The organism is Thalassospira permensis NBRC 106175 (genome assembly GCF_000714555.1).
GTDB lineage: Bacteria > Pseudomonadota > Alphaproteobacteria > Rhodospirillales > Thalassospiraceae > Thalassospira > Thalassospira xiamenensis.
Map to the genome: position 1 here is coordinate 306,994 of NZ_AUNC01000001.1, position 19,716 is coordinate 326,709.

Below are 19,716 nucleotides of genomic sequence, written 5' to 3' on the forward strand. Positions count from 1 at the left end.
ATCCTGACTTTAAAATGTACAAAGCGCGGTGAAAGGCATTTCGCCGCGCTTTGTGCTTTGATAGGTTCGTTTCAATCACAATAACATCACCCCGTATAACGAGCATTTCCCTTCATGACCCTGCGCGTCCTGCCCCAGAACCTGATCAACCAGATTGCCGCCGGTGAGGTGGTTGAACGCCCGGCTGCGGCGTTGAAGGAACTGGTGGAAAATGCCCTGGATGCCGGGGCAACGCGGGTAGACGTGACCTTGCGCGATGGCGGGCGGACCCTGTTGTCGGTGACTGACGATGGCAAGGGCATGACGCCCGATGAACTTGGCCTTGCGGTCGAGCGTCACGCGACATCCAAGCTGCCCGATGATGATCTGTTCAATATCGGTTTTATGGGGTTTCGCGGCGAAGCCTTGCCATCCATCGGATCGGTATCGCGGATGCGCTTGACCAGCCGGGTGCGCGGGGCGGAAAATGCCTGGACGTTGACGGTCGAAGGTGGTGCCAAAAGCGCACCGGAACCCGCCGCCCACCCGTTTGGCACGCGGGTTGAGGTACGAGACCTTTTCTATGCGACACCTGCACGCCTGAAGTTTCTTAAAACCGCGCGGACGGAACAGATGTATGCGCGCGAAATCATGGATCGGTTGGCGATGGCCCGGCCCGATGTTGGCTTTACCCTGTCGGGGGACGGCAACAAGCAGATCTTGAATTATCCGGCCTGCGAAGGTGATTTGTTCGATGCCCGCCTGAAACGGCTGGGGGCAGTCATGGGCCGCGAATTTCAGGATAACGCGCTTCAGATCGAGGCGGAGCGCGAAGGCATTCGCCTGACCGGTTATGCCGGGGTGCCGACCTTGAACCGCGGCAATGCGCAGATGCAGTTCATGTTTGTCAATGGCCGCCCGGTCAAGGACCGGCTGTTGCAGGGGGCTGTGCGCGGGGCCTATCAGGATTTTCTGGCGCGCGACCGTCATCCGTTGCTGGCGCTGTTTTTTGAACTTTCGCCCCGTGATGTTGACGTCAACGTCCATCCTGGCAAAACCGAGGTCCGGTTCCGTGATCCGGGCATGGTTCGTGGGTTGATCGTCGGCGCGCTCAAACACGCCTTGGCCGGGGCCGGGCACCGGGCATCGACCACGGTGGCCGATATGGCACTGGGCGCAGCCCGGCGCGAAGGTGACGGACCATCCTTGCCTTATGGCGGCGGGCGCCTCGCCTCGGGCGGGTATAATTTCGGGTCCTATCAACCCAGCCATCCAGGTTCGGCAGCCATACAGCGCGATTACGCGGCACAGGCACCGGCAACCTCGTTTGGTGGCTTGTTTGATCGCGGGCGTGATTTTGCCGGTGGAGAGACCGGCGGTGATAATGGCGGATTTGCCGCGGCTGCCGCCAGTGCGCTAGCCGGGGGTTATGGTGGCGGGTATGCCGGTGCCGCCCCGTCGGGACGGATTGATGACACTGACGTGGCCAAATTTGTTGATCATCCGCTGGGCGCTGCGCGCGGGCAGGTGCATGCTAACTATATCATTGCCCAGACCCGCGATGGCTTGGTGATTGTTGATCAGCATGCCGCCCACGAACGCATTGTCTATGAACGTATGAAGGCCGATCTGGCGGAAAATGGCGTTAAACGGCAGGGATTGCTGTTGCCCGAAGTCGTCGAACTGGACGAGGCATCTGCCGAACGGGTGGCTGAGCGTGCCGAAGAATTTGCCGAATTGGGGTTGGTGATCGAGCCGTTTGGCCCCGGTGCGCTGGTGGTGCGCGAAGTGCCTGCGATGCTGGGCAAGGTTGATGTTGCGGGGCTGGTGCGCGATCTGGCCGACGAGATCGTCGAACTGGGGCAGGGCATGGCCCTTAAGGACCGGCTGATGTATGTCTGCGCGACCATGGCGTGCCATGGATCGGTGCGGTCCGGGCGGAAGCTCAATGCTGATGAAATGAATGCGCTATTGCGCCAGATGGAAGCCACCCCGCATTCAGGGCAGTGCAACCATGGCCGCCCGACCTATGTTGAACTGAAACTGCACGACATCGAAAAGATGTTTGGTCGGCGCTAGGCTTTAAGCCTGATCCTTAATCCTTGAGCTTCATGTCACGTGGCAGGCGGGTATTGGCGTTGATCCGTGCGCCTTGGATCTGTTCGGCGAATAATCCCTTGGCCGTGGACAGATCGGCATCGCGGAAATCGGTTTGAGCAAGATTGGCACCGCTCAGATCGCAATTGTGCAGTGTCATGGCGCGAAATGACGCACCTGCCAGATCAGAGCCGAGAAACACCGTATTGCGCAAGATGGCATCGGTAAAGCTGGCACCGGAAAGACGGGTGGCGGCAAGCACGGCATGATCCAGATTGCAGCCGATGAAATCGCCCGCCGTCATATCGCAACGACGCAGCACCGCCTTTTTGCAATTGGCATTGCGAAATGACACATGCGGCAAGGCACATCGGGTCAGGTCGATGCCTTCAAGATCGGCATCGCGCAGATCGGCGTGCCGGATCGACATCATCGCCCCCTCCTTGCCGCCGGTATCAACCCAAAGCCGATGCCCCTTAAGGGCTTCGGTCAGATCGATTTCAACCAGCTTTTCATCAATGCTGGTGTCGACCGGGTCTGCGTCTTCTGCCCTGTCATCGGTCAGTTTGGCGGTTTCAAACGGTTGCTGCACGGGGGAAAGCACCGCGCGTACGGATTCTGCCGCATCAAGGTTATAGTCGCGCTGCGTTTTCCCCGGTTTGGCATCAGAGGTTTCAATGCCGATCTTGGCACTGGTGGGGCGTTTGGTGTCCAACGTCTGTGTGACCGTGGCAGCGTTGCGTGATGATGTTTTGGAGGGCGTCGCAGGTTTCAGGGTGACGGACCGCGACGGTCGCGGTTTGGCTGCGGGCTTTTCGCCATCCTGATCCGATGCCGGTCCCTCGTCAGGTTCAGGCGATTTGATGTCGTCATGACGTCGGGCCGGTTTTTCAGTCTCGCGGTCGATCAGGGAGCTGGCATTGCGGGGCTGGCGTATTTTGCGCGATGGTTCGGCGACATTATCGCCTTCGCGTGCAGGGCCGAAATAATTGTCTTCGAATACGAAGCGGCGCGGCTTTTTAATCACGGTTTGAACGATCTTGCGCAAACGGTCGGCGTCGACCGGCTGGCGAAAGACGCCTTCAATCCCGGCTTCGACCGCATCGCGCATGGCGCGACGATCCAGTTTTGGCGCGCCTAGCAAGACCGGGACCTGATTGCAGAATGGATCGGCATCCGACGCGCTTTGACGCAGGTCGCGAATGGTCGAAATACCGCGAATACCATCCAGATAAAGACCGATCAGAATCAGATCCGGGCGGTGCGTACGGGTCAGTTCGATGATGGCGTCGCGGTCGTCACTGGCATGAAAGGCCGCCAGATGCAGCGGTTCAAGTGCTGTCTGCACTGCCTTGATGTTCCGATCACTGTAATCGGCATACAGGACGGATAGTTTTTTTGGCGACCGCGTTGTCATTCCACCAAGCTTGCCTGCTTTATCGGGTTTTGTCACCCGGTTGCATCCGATGATTACTGGTTGCCCGGTACTGAAAAGCTTCGACGTTGTTCGGGTGATGGAATGCCACCACTGCCTGTTTCCGTGTTTGTGCCTCCGATCGGTCCGAATGTCGTCGCGCCGCTATTGTTTCCAGCGTCATCGACCATTTCGATCATGATTTCGACGCGTCGGTTTTGTGCCCGGCCTTCGGGGGTGCTGTTGTCGGCAATCGGGCGGCTGTCACCGTGGCCCTGCACAACCATGCGGGCCGGGTCGGTGCCATTCTGATCAATCATGTAATGGATGACGGATGTGGCCCGCGCCGCCGATAAATCCCAGTTCGAGATATAGGGCGAATTTGACGATACCGGAATGTTATCGGTGTGGCCGGAAACCACGACCTGACCTTCGGTCTGGTTGATGACCGGTACAAGCCGGTTCAGGATGGCCGCAAATTCCGCTGTCATCCCCGACGAGCCGGATGGAAAGGCAATCTCGTTTGGAAAACGGACAACCACGTCGCCGTCTTTTCGATCAACGCCGATCTGGTTTGTCATGCCCATTTTATGAAGCACGGTTTCCAGTGTTTCTTCGAGGGCCTCGGCCTTTTCAGATTTGCTGTCGCCTTCCTTTATCTCGACCTCGGGCGTTTCGACGGGCGGGATATTGGAAACAATGCGGGGGGTGTCAGGGGTCGGCTGTTTCAGGGCTTTGCCAAGGATCGAACCATCAAGTTCGACAACACCGGCCAGTTCGTCCTGCTTGCTAAAGCCAAACGCGGTTTTGACCGATCCGGCAATCTGTTTGTATTTGATGACATCCATTTCGGCAAAGGTGAGCAACAGCACAAACAGCACGAGCAGCAATGACATGAGATCGGCGAATGTCGCCATCCATGCGGGAGCTCCTGCTGCCGGTTTCTTTGCCATCTTCTACGCCTGCTGCCTTATGTATCTGTCGTAAATGAATGTTGCGCGGCTTATTCGCCGCCTTCGCTGTCGGTATCTTTGGGAATACCGCCCGGCAAATAGGGCCCAAGAATTTCCTTCATCACCAATGGGCTTTGGCTTGATTGAATCTGGACCACTGATTCGATAATCAGCTGCTTGGTGCTTTTAAGCTGCTCGACCTTAAGGGCCAATTTGTCGGCAACCGGAAGCGCAATCAGGTTGGCTAGAACCGCACCATAAAAGGTGGTCAGCATCGCAATCGCCATGGCCGGGCCGATGGCATCGGGGTCCGACAGGTTGGCCAGCATCTGCACCAGACCGACCAGTGTGCCGATCATGCCAAAGGCCGGGGCGGTATCACCAATCCCGCGGAACATCAGTTCGCCAAGTTCGTCATTCTGGATCGATTTTTCGACCTCGCTCGAGATCGAGCTTCGAATGACTTCGCCACTGTGGCCGTCGACACACATACGAATGCCGCGTGCCATGATGTCGTTTTCAATTTCGACATTCTCAAGCCCCAGAAGGCCGTTCTTGCGCACCAGTGTTGAAAGTTCGATGGCCTTTTCATAGATCGACAGCGGATCTTCCTTTGGATTCTTGAAGGCGATCCTGATCCCGATCTTCAGCGACTTGATCACATCACGCATCGGGAATTTAATCAGCGTTGCCGCCGCCGTGCCGCCAAAAACAACCATGATCGATGGCAGATCGACAAAGGCATTCAGGCTGCCGCCCATAAGGATGGCGCCAAAGATAACCCCCATACCGGCGACGATCCCGATAAGTGTTGCAATATCCATGATGCTTATACGTTTTCCGGCGTTATGAATTCATGCGGCAAAAGCTGGTTCGGGATCGAAAAAGGCAATCTTTCTTCCAGGCTGTCAGGCAGCCATTCTGTTCTGGCAAACATCAAAACGCGGTACCCCTGATACGTGTCATGGTGTTGGCGGTTATATTTTCCGTTTCAATCCATCAAATTGGGAGGTTGCAGACGGATTTTCCATAGCAAGCGGATAAAATCCGGCATAATTCGTTCGCTCGGCGCGAACAATCCATGTCTGTGCCTTCCCGATCCGCTTATATGCTTATCGCGAATGTCTAGGACATACTATACGTTTGTTAGTCGACTTTTGTCGGGGGCTCAACCCACCGGTAAGGATAGTCAGCCTAATTCAAACGATGTAATGCCAAACGTCATTTCAAGATTCAGTTCTGGGGCTTTGCCGCGATACATGCGCGCGGTTTCAAATTCCGCCTGCATGCCGTGTTCTTCAACGAGCACACGTGCAGCCTCATTTCCATCGGGAATATCCAGATAGACCGGCTGATCCTGTTCCTTGCGGGTGGCAAGCAGGGCATGGAAAAGGCTGCGGGCATCGTCGATATTGTCGGCAAAAAGCGGCCCGACCTTATGCCCTGTGCGACACGGTCGGATCACGCCATAGCCGCGCAATCCCATCGGGCCGCGAAGGGCCAGTGCGATGTGCTTTTCCGCAGAAATCCAGCCGCGCAGAAACTCGATCCGGCTTTCGGGGAACAGGTTGCAGGTCTGTTCGAAGGCATCAATGATGGCGATATCATTGATCAGAAGTTCGAACAGGTCGTCGTTTTGCGGGTTTTGTGCCGTAACCACGCCGCCAAAGCGCAGGTTGCGATGGGCCAACTCAAAGCCGGATTTACGATAGTTTTCCTGCTGATCGACAACGCCATCAAGACCGATTGTTTTGGCAACCGCCTCGCCCAGCACGGTTTCCCAAAGCCGCAAACCAAGGCCTTCGCCGCGACGATCAGGGCGGCAGATGTAAAAGCCGACAAATCCGTAATCCGAATTGTAATGCACGGCTGAAATCACGGCGGCCAGCCCCTGTTTGTCAAACGTCCCCCAGAAGCCCAGCGGGTCGGTATTGAAAAACGCATCCGCGTCCGAAAAACCCGGATTCCAGCCTTCCTGTGCGGCCCAATCAACGGCAGTGGCGAATTCAAAGGACTTCAGGCGGCGGATTTTATCGGTCATGGCATTGTTTCGTCTTTATGGATCATGGACTTCCGGCCGCTCATGTGTCTGGCATGCATCGGGCCGGTGCGGTTCAGGCCATGATGTAACATGACCCGGCGATTGCAATGACAATAATTTTATTGAGAATGCCTATCAGTTTTATTATCAATGATGCACGGTCAATCTTTGCCGCCAACCGCCACCGAAAGTCATCTAATGCCTGTAAAGTCTGACAGCCCGCTGATTGCCAAAACCCGCATCGTTCTGAGCGCAAGTGCCGATGTCGCAAACGCGGTTGCAGCTTATTATGCCGAACATGATTGCGATGTGACGAACGATGACAACGGTGCGAAGATTTCACTTTCGGTCGGGCATCTGACTTTGCAGCCCGGTGAAAAGCACCTTGATATCGAAGTCGGCTCAAAAAGCGAGGCCGGTGTTGCACAGATGAAGGCCGCACTTATTGCCATCCTGCAAAGCATCGTACCCGAAGCCGATCTTGACTGCCGCTGGAAGGGGGCAGGGGAAAGCAATGGCAAGCTGCCGAACTTCCGGGAACTTCGTGTAATTGGTGTGACGGACCTGTCATCTCATATGCGCCGGTTACGGCTGGCGGGGGATGATCTGGAATTTTACGACGGCGATGGCATTCACATGCGCCTTCTGATCCCGCCACGTGATGTTGTCGAGCCACAATGGCCGACCTTGGCCCCCAATGGTATGGTGGTCTGGCCCGAAGGTGACAATGCGGTTGCGCCAAGGGTTTACACCATCCGCCGGATCGATGCCAAGGCAGGCTGGATCGAGGTGGACTTTGTCATGCATGGCGATAACGGCCCCGGGTCTGCCTTTGCGCTTCATGCGCAACCGGGGGACCGGATCGGCATGACCGGGCCGCTGGGTGGGGAATTGCCCGATGCCGACTGGTTCCTGTTTGCCGGCGACGAAACCGCCCTTCCGGCGATTGGCCGTTATCTTGAAGAACTGCCCGAACATGCCAGCGGCCATGCATTGATCGAGATACAAAGTTCGGCTGACATCATCGATCTGGCCACCAAAAGCCGGATCGCGATTGAATGGGTGTGTCGTGATACCCATCCCGCAACCGATACCAGTCCGATCCGCGAGGCGGTCAGCCGTATCGAAGTGCCCAAGGATCGGGCGCGTGTCTATTGCTGGGCCGGGGTCGAACAGGCCAGCTATAAATCCATTCATCAGATATGGCGCAAGGAAGTCGGCCTTGACCGTGATCAGTGTCTGGCGATGACTTTCTGGCGCAAGACGGCCTGATTTTTGTTCAGGTGCTATTGGACTGATTTGCTTCGGTCGTGCAGTTGGGGGGCGAAATGGGCGATGGCCTGATCAAGGTCCACCAGAATTTCCGCAACCAGCAGATTGCCTTGTTGCGTGCCTGCCAGTTCGATCACGGCGCGAATGATATCGTGATTGGTCGGACGGGGGCCTGTGGTGATGGCTTTGGCGTGATCGAAGACTTGTTGTCGCGCCGCAAGAAAGGCCGCGATTTCGTCGGCAGCCGTCGGATCGTTTCCTGATTGTGTGTCATGTAATGCACGTTTCAGTGACAGGCCGGTCATATGGCTGCTGCTGGCAAACAGGGTTGCGGTGATCATGCGAAATGCCAGCGCATCCTGCGCCAGCTTTTTACGAACAACCGGATCGGTGATGACGTTTAGCGCGAAAAGATCGGCTTCGATTTCGTTATCGCGTTCCTTGTTGCCGCCATCGCCAAAATGTGACGGATCGCAATGGCGCACTTCGTGGCGCATCAGCCATCCATAAGTCAGATCCGAACTGCTGGCATAGTGAAGCTGATTGCCAAACCAGCCGCGCATCAGGTCGGCGAAAATTTCAGTCCCGCTACCCGGTGCGATTTTTGCCGGAATGAAAATCTGGCACGGTACGGCCTGATTGTTGCCGCGGCGTCCCGATACGGTAAAGGGCGACTGCGGCAGTTTGGCAAACAGCAGATCTGCACCTTTTATGTTATCAAGGCCAAGCGTCCGATCAATGATCGACAGAAAGGAAGCACGGTCGGCGAAACTGTGCAGGGCAACCTTTTCATAACGGTTCAGGTCACGTTCGATGTCGGCAAGGGTTCTGAATTCCTGTGCTTTTGCAGGTAATGCCATGCCACCCGCCATGCCCGACAGCAGACAGCTAAAACAGGCAGCCGACAGAGAGCGATAGAATACAGATTTCACCATGCTGCCAGTATGCCGTTCTGGAAGGCTCAGGGCGAGATCAAACTGATGCCGGTTTCAGGCACCCAGCTTGCGGGCGGCGGCAATCGCGCGGCGGATTTTTGCCAATCGGCGCGATGCCCGTTTGAGATCAAGTGTTGATCCGGTCCGTTTTGTCATTGTCATGCAAGCCTCCTTTACGCTTCGGCGCGCTGGCCGGTACGTTTGCGTTGCGGTCCGAACAGACAGGCCAGCAACAGGATAATACCCGAAATCGTGGCAATCATGCCCGCCGCGCTGACCGCATAGGGCGACCCGAACCAGCCAGGCCCGTATCCGGCAAAGACATAACCCAGAACTGCCGAAATTACGGCAAACGCAACGCTCCATCCGATCTGCCGGCCAAGCTGGTTGGTCATCAGGCGGGCTGCGGCAGGCGGGCAGACAAACATCGCAATCACAATGATCGATCCGACCGCATCAAAGGCGGCAACTGCGGCAATTGCGGTGGCGACAACCAGCGCAAATCCAAGCACACGGGTTCGAATGCCAATCGCCTCGGCAAAGGCGGCATCAAAGGTCGATATTTTCAATTCTTTCCAGAATAGCGTGATGAACAGCACGATCCCCAAAAGAACGACCGCCAGTCGCGGTAACTGGGGCGGAAGGGTTGCCAGAGCCGCCGGGTCAAGCAACGATTGCCATCCTTCGGCATCAAACCAGATCAGGCTTTCAAGATTGCCCAGCAACGCATGCTGCACATCGATATGCACCGAACTGGTGTCTGTAATTTCAAGCAGCAGCACACCGGCGGCAAAAAGGGTTGTAAAAACAAGCCCCATCGCGGCCCCCGGCTCAACCCGGCCAAGCCGTTTGACAAGCTCGATCACGATGACGGCAACAATGGCGGCACAGCCCGCACCGATCATCATCGGTACGGCCGTGATGGTGCCGGTTACCAGAAATGCCACGACAATACCGGGTAGGACGACATGACTGATCGCATCTCCGATCAGGGCCTGGCGACGCAGCAAAAGGAAATTCCCGGGCAGGGCGCAGGCAACCGCACCCAGAATACCGATCACGATTGGTGTAAGGCTGAGTTGCACAAATTCAGCACCCAGGGCGGTGATCAGATTGTCGATCATGCGGGGGCTCCGGTTTGTTCGGCAATCACGCGGTCGATTTCGTCGATCTGATCCTGTGTCATCATATCCTCGATCGGGGTCAGACCGTCATAGCGTTCAATCGCTGAATCATCGGGCAGGATGCGCCGCGCCATCGCCCATCTTGCTTCGTCATGGGCGGCCTTTTGTGATGCAGTTTTGCCGCGCAGGGTTGCCACCCCGTCAGGCCGTATCATGCCGGACTGACGCAGGATGCGAAGGGTAAATCCGTCATAGATCGGTTCGCGTCGCGCCAGTGCCAAAAGCCCCTGACGGCGATGCACGCGGCGCTGGAAACGCCAATGACGCAGCGCCGATGCCAGACCGCCACGAAGCGGTGAAAACAATGCGGAAAAGACAAAGAACCCGAACGCCACCAGAACAATGATCGGCCCGGTCGGGAGCGACGCGGCAGCGGCCGAAAACACTGCCCCGATATAACCGGCAAGTCCGCCAATGGCGGCGGCAATACCGATCATCGGTCCGACCTGATTGGTCCAGAACCGGGCGGTAACCGGCGGAATGATCAGAAGGGCGACAATCAGGATCAGACCAACAATCTTAAGCCCGATCACGGTAACAATCAGCGCCAGCCCCATCATTGCCAGATCAATATGGCGGACATTGATGCCGGTTGTTGCGGCATATTCCGGATCAAACGCCACCAGCGTCATCGGACGGCGCAGCATGAAGACAAAGGCGGTGGCAAGGGCGCCGGCAATGGCAATTGTGGTTGCCTCGCTGATCAGCATGCCAGCGGTCGATCCCAGCAGGAAGTTTTCAAGCCCGGCCTGACGCCCCGAAGACATGGTTTGAATAATCGTCAGCAAAACGATGCCAAGCCCAAAGAAAACCGATAGAACCGCCCCGATTGCGGCATCCTCGGTCAGGCGGGTCTGGCGGGTAATCCATTCGACCATCAAAAGCCCGATGCCCGATGAAATGGCCGATCCGATGATCAGGCCGGGTAACCAGCGGCCATCCCCGCCAAGGGCGACCATCAACATGAAAGCAATACCAACACCGGGCAGGGTGGCGTGACTGATTGCATCAGAAACAAGGGCGCGTTTGCGCAGGAAAATAAACGCACCGGCACCACCCCCGGCAAGGCCCAGCAACCCGGCCCCAACCGCGACAAGGGCGCTGTTATATCCGGCCTGAAGGAACAGGGCGCTTATGAAGTAATCAAGAAAACTCATCTTAATGGTTCCGATGGCTTTGCCGAGACGGGCATTTGATCAGGCAAGACGCAATTCATCGATATGCGTGGTCGCCAGTCGCCCGCCATAGGTTTCCTGCAAATTGGCGGCGGTAAAAGTGGTGTCAACCGGCCCTTCGGCAATGCGGCGCACATTGATCAGAAGCACGCGGTCAAAATACTCGGCAACCGTGGATAGGTCATGATGCACGCAAACAACTGTCCGGCCTTCGGACTTAAGCTCCTTCAGCACGGCAACAATGGCCCGTTCGGTTGCGGCATCTACCCCGGCAAAGGGTTCGTCCAGCAGGTAAAATTCGGCATTTTGCGCCAATGCGCGCGCAAGGAATACGCGTTGCTGCTGACCGCCGGAAAGCTGCCCGATCTGACGGGTGGCGAAGTCGCTCATGCCAACGCGTTCAAGGCATTCCATGGCCTGTTCGCGGTGGCGCGCCCGCCAGAAACGAAACAGCCCGACCGAGCCATAAAGCCCCATCAGGACGACATCGATAACGCGTGCGGGGAAATCCCAGTCAACACTGGCGCGTTGCGGCACATAGGCCACCCGGTCGCGTGCCTCGTGAAACGGTTTGCCGAAAATGCGTATTTCGCCAGACAGCCGGGGGATCACGCCAAGTGTCCCTTTCAGGAAGGTCGATTTGCCCGCCCCGTTCGGCCCGATAATCGCGGTCATTGAGCCCGCCGGGATAGAGGCATCGACGGAAAAGACCGCCGGTTTGTTGCCATAGGATACGGTGAGGCCACGCACCGTCAGCGGCGCATCCTTGCCCGCGACATCAACGATCTTTCCGGCTTCTGCAATCAGTTCTGCGTTGCTCATGACAGTTCCTTCGGTGGCGCGGCTCAGGAGCCGGTGGCCAGTTTTCCCTGCATCCCGGTGGCCGGGGCATCGCCGCCAAGCGCACGTGTGATCAGGGTCGCGTTATGGTCGATCATGCCGATATAGGTGCCTTCATAGGTTCCTGGCTCTCCCATGGCATCGGAAAACAGCGTGCCGCCGATTTCAACTTTCTGGCCGCGTGCGGCGGCCCCCTCGATCAGGGCGCGCACATTACGCTCCGGCACGGAACTTTCAACAAAGACCGCGGCGATCTTGCGATCAACAATGGAGTCGACCAGTTCCTCGACCCGGCGAAGGCCGGCTTCGGATTCTGTTGAAATGCCCTGAATGCCCAGAACCTCGAAATCATAGCCGCGCCCGAAATAGCTAAACGCGTCATGCGCGGTCAACAGCACACGGCTTTTTTCCGGCACTGTTTTGGTGACCAATTGCATATAGGTAATCAGCTTTTCGATATCGGCAATATGCTTGTCGGCATTGGCGCGATAGGTGACCTCGCCCTCGGGATCGGTCTTGATCAGCGCATCACGAACCGCCAGAACCACGGTTTCCCACAATTTCGGATTCATCCAGACATGCGGGTCATAACGGCCTTTATATTGCGCATGGCTCAGAAGCTTTGACTTGTCGATTGCTTCGCCGACGGCAATGACATTGCGGCGCTTTTCCAGATCAAGGAAGAATTCCTCAAGCTGTGCCTCAAGATACAGGCCATGCCACAAAACCAGATCGGCGCGCGCCATGGCGGCAATGTCGCTGCGTGTCTGGCGATAGGAATGCGGATCAACCCCGGGGCCCATCAGGGCGGTGACCTTTGCGCGGTCGCCTGCAACCTGACGCGCCGCGTCGGCGATCATGGATGTCGTGGCGACAACATCAATCGGCTTGGCAGAGGCAGCTGTCACCGAAACGGCAACAAAGCCGCAGACGGCAGCAAGGGCAAAACCGAAATTCCGGGCGATGCGGCGAAGCGACATGTGAGGCGGTCCTGTGATGCAAGTTAAAATCAGTCTGCCAATATCCCCTATTTATGTGCGGACTTTTAAAGTTAGTCAAGGCTAAATTGATTTTTGCACACTATGTTGATATGAAGACCTTGGGGATTTCAAAGGAGCTGTGAATGGGCGATCCGAATGCGCGTCATCCGCGACACAACAAGGCCGAAGTTTTTGCGCAATTGCGCGACGCCCATGCCCGCGAGGTAACCGAGGATTACGTCGAAATGATCGCCGACCTGATCCAGGAAGAAGGCGAGGCGCGATCCGTCGCCCTTGCCGAACGCTTTGGCGTGACGGCGGCGACGGTCAACAATACGATCAAGCGCCTGGAGCGTGACGGCTTTGTCACATCACGCCCATATCGCTCGATTTTTCTGACCGATCAGGGCAAAGAGCTTGCCGAAAAGTGTCGTAAGCGCCACGAGATCGTCTATAATTTCCTGATCGCACTTGGTGTCGATCCCTCAATCGCGGAATTTGACGCAGAGGGGATTGAGCATCATGTGAGTGAGGAGACTTTGGCGGTGTTTGCCCGTAAGGCCGGAAAGGGCTGATTCCTCGCACTACGCGTGTTGCGAGATATAAAGTAATTGAGCTCACGCAAAGTTTTGCGGGTTTCTTTTTTTTTGGAAATCGGTACAGGGAAAATGGCGGAGAGGGTGGGATTCGAACCCACGGTACTATTGCTAGTACAACGGTTTTCGAGACCGCCCCGTTCGACCACTCCGGCACCTCTCCGCATGTGTGGTCTGGCGTTCGAGGCGCTGTTTAACGATCCTTAAGCCAGAATGCAAGAGGGAAAACGTATTTTCCACGAACTCTTTTGCCGGTTGGGCCGGGTTGGGTTGGGAAGCAAACCTCTGCCATGCGCCCCGGCCATGGCCAAAGCCCGGAAATGACGCGCTTTGCGGTTGACTCTGGCGGGCTAAAAAGGTATTTCACCCGTCTCTCGCAGCGGTTCGGTTTCAGTTAGCAGCGACACCGAAGCGCGCGTGTGCGTTTCCAGAATGATTTTTCAGGAACTATATCGATGTATGCAATCATCAAAACTGGCGGCAAACAGTATAAAGTTGCTGCCAACGACGTTATCAAAGTCGAAAAGATCGCTGCCCAGGCCGGTGACACCGTGAAACTTGAAGAAGTTCTCATGGTTGCTGGCGACGGTGCGCCGAAGGTTGGTGCTCCGTTGGTCAAAGGGGCTTTTGTGAATGCAGAAGTTCTCGAGCAGACCAAGGGCGACAAGGTGATCGTTTTCAAGAAAAAGCGCCGGCACAACTACCGTCGCAAAAATGGTCATCGCCAGAACCTGACTGTTCTGCGCATCACGGACATCACGGCCTGATCGGCCGGGATGCAGTTTTAGGAGAGTTTCATGGCTCATAAGAAAGCTGGTGGTAGCTCCCGTAACGGTCGCGACTCCGAAGGTCGGCGCCTCGGCGTAAAGAAATTCGGCGGCCAGACGGTTGTTGCAGGTAACATTCTCGTTCGTCAGCGTGGCACCAAGTTCCACGCCGGCGACAATGTTGGCCTGGCCAAAGACCACACCCTGTTTGCGACGGCTGGCGGCAACGTCCAGTTCAAGTCGGGCTTCAAGGGTCGTACCTATGTATGTGTCGTTCCGGCCGAGGCGTAAGCCTCCCGTCGGCTGCGCTCATCCGTAGCAAAGATTTCGAGGGAGGAATGAGCAATCATTCCTCCCTTGTTTTATGTGTTATATGAAAATTTCCCGTGCCGTCGATGCGAGGCGATCTGTTTCGAAATCGCGATCCGGCCGGGCGGAATGATTGACGGGCATCGCCCAAAGGACCGGTTATGAAGTTTCTCGACGAAGCAAAAATCCACGTACGCAGTGGCCGCGGCGGTGCCGGTGCGGTCAGCTTCCGGCGCGAAAAATTCATCGAATATGGTGGCCCGGATGGCGGCGATGGCGGGCGCGGCGGTGACGTGATTGTCGAAGCGGTCGAAAACCTCAACACCCTGATCGATTTCCGTTATCAGCAGCATTTCAAGGCCGAAATCGGCATGCATGGCATGGGCCGTAACCGTACCGGCCGGTCGGGCAACTCGATCACCATCAAGGTGCCGGTCGGAACGCAGATCCTTGAAGAAGACCGCGAAACCCTGATTGTCGATATGCTTGAACCCGGGCAGACCTTTGTGCTGTGCCGGGGCGGGGATGGCGGTCGGGGGAACACCCATTTTAAATCCTCCACCAATCAGGCCCCGCGCCGTGCGGAAGAAGGCTGGCCGAACGAGGAAATGTCGGTCTGGCTGCGCCTCAAACTGATTGCCGATGCTGGTCTGGTCGGCTTGCCCAATGCGGGGAAATCCACCTTCCTTGCCGCATCGTCAAGCGCGCGTCCGAAAATCGCCGATTATCCCTTTACCACCCTGCATCCGCAGCTGGGTGTGGTCGAGATCGATGATCACGAGTTTGTTCTGGCCGATATCCCCGGTCTGATCGAAGGTGCATCCGAGGGCAAGGGCATCGGGACCCGGTTCCTCGGTCATATCGAACGCTGCGAAGTCCTGCTGCATCTGATCGATTGTGCTGACGAAGACCCGGTCGGAACCTATCGCACGGTCCGCGAGGAGCTTGAAGGTTACGCCGATATCCTGATCGACAAACCCGAAGTCGTCGCCCTTTCCAAGGCCGATCAGCTTCTGCCGGAAATGGTCGAGGAACAGCGCGAAATCCTTGAAAAGGGGATCGGAAAGAAAGTCTTTATCGTGTCCGGTGCCACCCAGCAGGGGGTCAAGGAAGTCCATCGCGAATTGCGTCGCCACATCATCGGTGAACGCGAACGCCGCGCGATGGAAGGCCGCGAAGACGAGGGCTTCCAACCGTGAGCCTTGCAGATGCAAAACGCCTGATCATCAAGGTTGGATCGGCCCTTCTGGTCGATGAAAATACAGGCAAGCTTCGCCGCGCCTGGCTCGAAGCACTTGCCGATGACGTCGCCCTTCTGCGTGAACGCGGGGTCGAGGTCATTGTCGTATCAAGTGGTGCGATCGCCATGGGGCGGCGTTTGCTCGGGCTTGATCACCGCACCATCAGCCTGGCCGACAAACAGGCCGCTGCCGCGACAGGCCAGATCAGCCTGTCGCAGGTCTGGCAGGAAGCACTGGGCCGCAATGGCCTGATCATGGCGCAGGTTCTGGTGACCCTTGAGGATATGGAAAGCCGCCGCCGTTACCTTAATGCGCGTGGGACATTGAATGCGTTGCTGGCACGCGGTGCGGTACCGTTGATCAATGAAAACGATACGGTTGCGACCGAAGAAATCCGCTTTGGCGATAATGACCGTCTTGGGGCCAAGGTCGCGCACATGATTTCGGCTGATACGCTGGTGTTGCTGTCCGATATTGATGGCCTGTATACCGCCGATCCGCGCAAGAACCCGGATGCGACCCTGATCCCGACCGTTCGCGAACTGACACCTGAAATCATGGGCATGGCCGGTGCTGCGTCGACGATGTACAGCTCCGGCGGGATGGTGACAAAGTTGCAGGCGGCCGAAATTGCGATGAAAGCCGGGTGCCGCATGATGATCGCGCGCGGCACGATCTATCATCCGCTAAAGGCGCAGCTTGATGGCGGCCCCCATACCCTCTTTCTGCCCAGCGAAAGCCCGCTTGCGGCACGTCGCCACTGGATCGCAACGTCGCTTTCGGCCCGTGGGGCGATCATCGTTGATGGTGGTGCGGCAAAGGCATTGCGGGCAGGCAAAAACCTGCTGGCGGCGGGGATTTCCGGTGTTGATGGGAGCTTCAAGCACGGCGATGCGGTACGCATCCTTGATGCAGATGGTGCCGAAATCGGACGCGGCATCTCGTCCTATTCGGCCGAGGAAACCCGCATGATCAAGGGGCATTCTTCACAGGAAATCGAAACCGCATTGGGATATAGCCGCGGCAACGCGGTCATCCATTCCGATGATCTGGTGATTGCCGACCAATAGATGCCGGACATGGGTTTTGCAACAAAGGGGTAGCCATCGGCTGCCCCTTTGTTGCATCCGGATGATAAAAGGACTGCATGCGGACGTTTTCGGGGGCAAGGGTGCCGTTTCCGGCAATCACCTGACCTGTTTCAAGGATAATCCCCCGTCCTTCGCCAATCCCCTTTAAAACCGCGCCGCGTTCATCGGCAATCGGGTGGCGAAATGATCCGCCCGCGCCAAGCTGCACATCGCGGACAATGATATTGCCAAGGATCTGACTGCCATCACCCAGAACGGATAAGCCGGAAATCTGGATTGACCCGCGATAACGGCCATCTGATCCGATAATGATCGTTGCACCGGGCTGGTTGGTGGCAACATGGACGCATCCCTCGCCAAACAGATTGCCATTGCCGATCGTGATCAGTCCTGTCTGGGCATCAATCACCGTGTTGCCGTAGAACGTATTTCGGCTGCCAATTTCAAGCATCTCCGGGGAGGTGGCATCAAGCCGGACGGCAGGATAGAAAATATTGTCGCGCCCGATCTCGGCATGGATGCTGATCAGGGTTGAAAACGGATCAAGGATGGCATTCCCGGCCCTTGTCAGTGCCATAAGGGCCGATATCGACAGATAGCCAAGTTTGCTGCGTTGCTGGTCGATCAGATCTATCAGGCCGGATTGTGTGATATCGCCTGTCATACGGTTTGTCCCTGTCTTGGTCTTGCCGTGACGCTATCACAAAAATCGTGCCTGTGATCAGCCACAAAAAAAGGCTGCCATCGAAGGAAGGCAGCCTGATTTTTGCAGCAATGCTGAAGATCGCAGTGATCAGGCTTAGGCAGCCTGATCGGCCAGTGCGCGTGCCATCTGGCTCAGCGCTTCCTGGTGTTTTTCGTGCTTGATGCTGGCAAAGTTGCGCGCCAGTTCAAGGCACATGCGCTGACGCGCATTAAGCTCGGTTTCCTGGTTGCCGTCGAGACCTTCATAGAAGTAGCTGACGGGAACGCCCAGGACCTGCGAGATTTCGTAAAGACGACCGGCAGAAATGCGGTTGATGCCGCGCTCGTATTTGTGAGCCTGCTGGTAGGTGACACCGATCAGATCGGCCATCTGCTGCTGGGACAGGCCCAGCATGATGCGACGTTCACGAATACGCTGACCGACATAACGGTCCGTATCGGTTGCGCGATTAGCACGTTTCGGTTCTTCGTTTGATACAATCTCAGTCATTGCATATTTTTCCGTTATCAACCGCCAGTTATTGATTCCCACTCGGGACGCTGTCAGGCTTGTTAATTTCGCCTATTTATTACAAGCAGGTTGACCCGGTTTGAAGGTTGTCTGCTTGCAAGAAATATCTGAACTTTGGTCAGATAGAAGTCTCAGCGATCCGCCAGAAGCTAGCTATATAGGTCAATTCGCCTGTCGTTGTCTAGTGCGTTAGGCGAAAAAAAGACATGGCTTTCTGAGCCGTAAGGTGTGGAATGACGTGCATAGCTGGCATGCAATTCCTGAATGACCGCAGGTTGCAAAAGGTTTTCCTGAGGTAGGAGCTGCCCCAAAAGCTGCGCCCAAAATGCTGCACTGCCCCCAGGATCATGGGGTTCAAGCCATGCGCCACCGTTCTGCGCGATTTCCCGTACAGGCGAAACCAGTGCAGTGACATCCATCCCGATCCCGGCAGGGCCGTCTGTTCCACTACTTGCAGCGTCGGGCCTGCGGGCCGGGGGCAAGGGGATCGGCGTTATCGCTGTCATGTCATTTTGCGGTTTTGTGCGTTCAACCGGGGTATTTAACTGGCCTTATGCAAGGGACTCCGTTCAAAGGGGCGTAAACCCGGCAAAAATTGCCGCCTTGCGACAGGTGCCGGGCGGTGAAAAACGTTAATGAAAAGTTTATGCAGGAATGATGCCGCAACACATGCGGGCAAAAACAAAAAAGCCCCGGAAAATCCGGAGCTTTCTGCGTGATGCTTTGGAATGAACGGGTTTGGGGCCGTTTACTTGCTGGCCTTGTTGTTGACCAGACTGTTGAGCTGCGCCTGCATGGCTTCAAGCTGGCTTTTCAGGTCATCAAGGGATGCGTCATTTTTTGCCGGTTTGCCATTTTTGGCTGCCTCGGCATTTGCATTGGCCTTGTCTGCCTCTTCCTGAAGGAAGGGGGAAAACATCTTCATGGTCTGTTCAAACAGCGCCATGTTCTGCTTGTTCATTTCCTCGAACTGGCCGAACGGGAAAATGCCCTGCATCGTGCCCTGCATATATTCGCGCATCTGTTCCTGATTATGCGCAAACGACCGCATCGCCTGTTCCAGATAGCTTGGCACCAGACCCTGAAGGCTGTCGCCATAGAATCCGATCAATTGACGCAGGAAGCTGATCGGCAAAAGGTTCTGCCCCTTGTTTTCTTCCTCGACAATGATCTGTGTCAGGACCGGACGGGTGATATCCTCTCCGGTCTTGGCGTCATAAACGACGAAATCGGTGTTGTCCTTGACCATCTGCGAGAGGTGGTCAAGCGTCACATACGAACTGGTCGCAGTGTTATAAAGGCGGCGGTTCGCGTATTTCTTGATAACGACGCGATCCTGATCATCTGATTTTTTCGTGGTCATGACGTTATTCCCTGCTTCCCTGTTTCCCGGACGTCTGGCTTGGGCAGTGCGGTATGAAATACCTTGTTTGCGTTTGCACAAATCTGAATGTTGCGCAGCATTTTGAATTTTGCGTCTGCTCAAGCGTGCACAAGAGTGCCGTGTAAATTCCAATGTGTCCAGTGTTCAACGCGATGTGCGCTGCGAAAAACAACCTCTGGTCCCTGTTGTTGCCGCGCAGCAATGGATTTCGTTTTCGCACGCGTCCGAACCGCCTATAGTGA

General features: G+C 56.3%; 19 protein-coding genes and 1 tRNA gene. 7 read left to right on the forward strand and 13 right to left on the reverse strand.

The genetic code is table 11. The annotated features are described in order from the left end of the window. The first annotated feature begins 114 nt into the window (after nucleotides 1–114). The gene (gene mutL / locus SMB34_RS01290) at nucleotides 115–2,058 is read left to right on the forward strand and encodes a DNA mismatch repair endonuclease MutL (protein ID WP_037987292.1); all 1,944 of its coding nucleotides are present in this window, start codon (nucleotides 115–117) and stop codon (nucleotides 2,056–2,058) included. A 16-nt stretch (nucleotides 2,059–2,074) separates the two neighbouring features. On the opposite strand, the gene SMB34_RS01295 is transcribed toward mutL, so the two are convergent. The 4 genes from SMB34_RS01295 to SMB34_RS01310 all read right to left on the reverse strand — a co-directional run bounded on the left by SMB34_RS01295 (nucleotide 2,075) and on the right by SMB34_RS01310 (nucleotide 6,484). Further along, complete coding sequence (locus SMB34_RS01295; protein ID WP_037987294.1) at nucleotides 2,075–3,529, reverse strand: pentapeptide repeat-containing protein; 1,455 nt, start codon at nucleotides 3,527–3,529, stop codon at nucleotides 2,075–2,077. 17 nt (nucleotides 3,530–3,546) lie between these two features. Beyond that, complete coding sequence (locus tag SMB34_RS01300) at nucleotides 3,547–4,443, reverse strand: OmpA family protein (RefSeq protein WP_084716438.1); 897 nt, start codon at nucleotides 4,441–4,443, stop codon at nucleotides 3,547–3,549. Between the two features lie 50 nt (nucleotides 4,444–4,493). After that, nucleotides 4,494–5,267: a motility protein A gene (locus SMB34_RS01305; protein WP_007090151.1), complete on the reverse strand. Its 774-nt coding sequence runs from the start codon at nucleotides 5,265–5,267 to the stop codon at nucleotides 4,494–4,496. Nucleotides 5,268–5,632: 365 nt separating this feature from the next. Beyond that, entirely contained in the window at nucleotides 5,633–6,484 is an 852-nt protein-coding gene (locus tag SMB34_RS01310; RefSeq protein ID WP_007090150.1) for a GNAT family N-acetyltransferase, read from the reverse strand. A gap of 198 nt (nucleotides 6,485–6,682) precedes the next feature. On the opposite strand from SMB34_RS01310, the gene SMB34_RS01315 reads away from it, so the two are divergent. Beyond that, nucleotides 6,683–7,756 carry a siderophore-interacting protein gene (locus tag SMB34_RS01315; protein WP_037987486.1) on the forward strand — a complete coding sequence of 358 codons (1,074 nt, stop codon included), beginning with the start codon at nucleotides 6,683–6,685 and terminating at the stop codon, nucleotides 7,754–7,756. 14 nt (nucleotides 7,757–7,770) lie between these two features. On the opposite strand, the gene SMB34_RS01320 is transcribed toward SMB34_RS01315, so the two are convergent. The 5 genes from SMB34_RS01320 to SMB34_RS01340 form a co-directional block, all read right to left on the reverse strand. Continuing rightward, entirely contained in the window at nucleotides 7,771–8,691 is a 921-nt protein-coding gene (locus tag SMB34_RS01320; protein WP_156962618.1) for a hypothetical protein, read from the reverse strand. A 173-nt stretch (nucleotides 8,692–8,864) separates the two neighbouring features. Then, on the reverse strand, nucleotides 8,865–9,815 hold the full coding sequence (locus tag SMB34_RS01325; RefSeq protein WP_037987301.1) for a metal ABC transporter permease: 951 nt from the start codon (nucleotides 9,813–9,815) through the stop codon (nucleotides 8,865–8,867). Further along, nucleotides 9,812–11,032, reverse strand: coding sequence for a metal ABC transporter permease (locus tag SMB34_RS01330; RefSeq protein WP_037987303.1), 1,221 nt, complete (start codon nucleotides 11,030–11,032; stop codon nucleotides 9,812–9,814). The genes SMB34_RS01325 and SMB34_RS01330 overlap by 4 nt, the downstream gene beginning before the upstream one ends. Before the next feature lie 39 nt (nucleotides 11,033–11,071). Then, on the reverse strand, nucleotides 11,072–11,872 hold the full coding sequence (locus SMB34_RS01335; RefSeq protein WP_037987306.1) for a metal ABC transporter ATP-binding protein: 801 nt from the start codon (nucleotides 11,870–11,872) through the stop codon (nucleotides 11,072–11,074). 23 nt (nucleotides 11,873–11,895) lie between these two features. Beyond that, nucleotides 11,896–12,870 carry a metal ABC transporter solute-binding protein, Zn/Mn family gene (locus SMB34_RS01340; RefSeq protein ID WP_051682060.1) on the reverse strand — a complete coding sequence of 325 codons (975 nt, stop codon included), beginning with the start codon at nucleotides 12,868–12,870 and terminating at the stop codon, nucleotides 11,896–11,898. 143 nt (nucleotides 12,871–13,013) lie between these two features. Here SMB34_RS01340 and mntR point away from each other — a divergent pair, with 143 nt between their 5' ends. Continuing rightward, nucleotides 13,014–13,445: a manganese-binding transcriptional regulator MntR gene (mntR, locus tag SMB34_RS01345; protein WP_037987309.1), complete on the forward strand. Its 432-nt coding sequence runs from the start codon at nucleotides 13,014–13,016 to the stop codon at nucleotides 13,443–13,445. 94 nt (nucleotides 13,446–13,539) lie between these two features. On the opposite strand, the gene SMB34_RS01350 is transcribed toward mntR, so the two are convergent. Then, a tRNA-Ser gene (locus SMB34_RS01350) sits at nucleotides 13,540–13,629 on the reverse strand. Between the two features lie 292 nt (nucleotides 13,630–13,921). On the opposite strand from SMB34_RS01350, the gene rplU reads away from it, so the two are divergent. The 4 genes from rplU (at nucleotide 13,922) to proB (ending at nucleotide 16,853) form a co-directional block, all read left to right on the forward strand. Further along, nucleotides 13,922–14,233 (forward strand): 50S ribosomal protein L21, encoded by a 312-nt coding sequence (rplU, locus tag SMB34_RS01355; protein ID WP_007090142.1) that lies wholly within the window; start codon nucleotides 13,922–13,924, stop codon nucleotides 14,231–14,233. Nucleotides 14,234–14,263: 30 nt separating this feature from the next. Then, nucleotides 14,264–14,524, forward strand: a complete 261-nt coding sequence (gene rpmA / locus SMB34_RS01360) for a 50S ribosomal protein L27 (protein WP_007090141.1) — start codon at nucleotides 14,264–14,266, stop codon at nucleotides 14,522–14,524. Between the two features lie 179 nt (nucleotides 14,525–14,703). Beyond that, on the forward strand, nucleotides 14,704–15,741 hold the full coding sequence (obgE, locus tag SMB34_RS01365; protein WP_007090140.1) for a GTPase ObgE: 1,038 nt from the start codon (nucleotides 14,704–14,706) through the stop codon (nucleotides 15,739–15,741). Then, nucleotides 15,738–16,853 carry a glutamate 5-kinase gene (gene proB, locus SMB34_RS01370; protein WP_037987312.1) on the forward strand — a complete coding sequence of 372 codons (1,116 nt, stop codon included), beginning with the start codon at nucleotides 15,738–15,740 and terminating at the stop codon, nucleotides 16,851–16,853. Before obgE ends, proB begins: the two co-directional genes overlap by 4 nt. Here proB and SMB34_RS01375 read toward each other — a convergent pair. The 3 genes from SMB34_RS01375 to phaR all read right to left on the reverse strand — a co-directional run bounded on the left by SMB34_RS01375 (nucleotide 16,816) and on the right by phaR (nucleotide 19,453). Continuing rightward, a complete protein-coding gene (locus SMB34_RS01375; protein ID WP_051682061.1) occupies nucleotides 16,816–17,538 on the reverse strand; it encodes a hypothetical protein in 723 nt (240 codons plus the stop codon). The genes proB and SMB34_RS01375 overlap by 38 nt on opposite strands. Before the next feature lie 135 nt (nucleotides 17,539–17,673). Beyond that, nucleotides 17,674–18,069: a helix-turn-helix domain-containing protein gene (locus SMB34_RS01380; protein ID WP_007090137.1), complete on the reverse strand. Its 396-nt coding sequence runs from the start codon at nucleotides 18,067–18,069 to the stop codon at nucleotides 17,674–17,676. 769 nt (nucleotides 18,070–18,838) lie between these two features. Next, a complete protein-coding gene (gene phaR / locus SMB34_RS01390) occupies nucleotides 18,839–19,453 on the reverse strand; it encodes a polyhydroxyalkanoate synthesis repressor PhaR (protein ID WP_037987314.1) in 615 nt (204 codons plus the stop codon). Nucleotides 19,454–19,716: the final 263 nt, after the last annotated feature.